The organism is Psychrobacter sp. 1Y4, from assembly GCF_051847555.1.
In genome coordinates this window covers 1-642 of record NZ_JBPYDE010000709.1, presented here as the reverse complement: position 1 = coordinate 642, position 642 = coordinate 1, and the positions used below count along the sequence as shown (strand labels likewise).

Here is a 642-nt window from a genome sequence, read left to right as displayed (position 1 = left end):
GTGCTGAGGCTCGCCAACGCTCAAGCTCTATCTCTAGCTGCTTCATTTGGGCTTGAGTTTCTAGCTCTGCATTACGGACAATATATTGCCTATAGCTTGGGATAGCAATGGCTGCGAGTATAGCTATAATAACCACGACAATCATCAACTCAATAAGCGTAAAGCCTCGATGACAACTGTCAAAAGTTACCCTGCTATTAGACACGTAGTACTTATCTTTCATCGTGACGTCCTCTCCTAATCTGGAGATTTTTCATACCAGCGCTGAATATCAAGCTCGTATCCACTCATATTGACAAGGGTATTCGCTGTCCCCATACTTTTCTTATCTTCCAATTTACCACTGCCATTGACACTATGTGGCAAAATATTAGGAACAGGGTCTAAAAAGCTTCTCTCACCATATCCACTACGATTATCATAATCAAATTGCTCAGAAAAAGTTTGATTTCCTATAAGTACCTGTACATTAGTCAGATCACTACTAAAAGCACCTAAAGCTAACTCTTGTATGCCTTTACCTGCGCGTACAAATCCACCTATACCGTTCACAGATTTTTCTGATTCACAAACCCCCCAAGGAAGACAGTAGAGCTGACGCTCTGATCCCCCGATCACTTGAGCAGAACAAGTATTGACAGT

General features: G+C 41.9%; 2 protein-coding genes. Both read right to left on the bottom strand.

The window, feature by feature from the left end; translation table 11 throughout:
- On the bottom strand, window positions 1-223 hold a 223-nt coding region (locus tag ACS8FC_RS18465), incomplete at its 3' end, for a prepilin-type N-terminal cleavage/methylation domain-containing protein (protein ID WP_439297863.1).
- A 14-nt stretch (window positions 224-237) separates the two neighbouring features.
- The coding region (locus ACS8FC_RS18460) for a hypothetical protein (protein ID WP_439297862.1) at window positions 238-642 on the bottom strand (405 nt) is incomplete at its 5' end.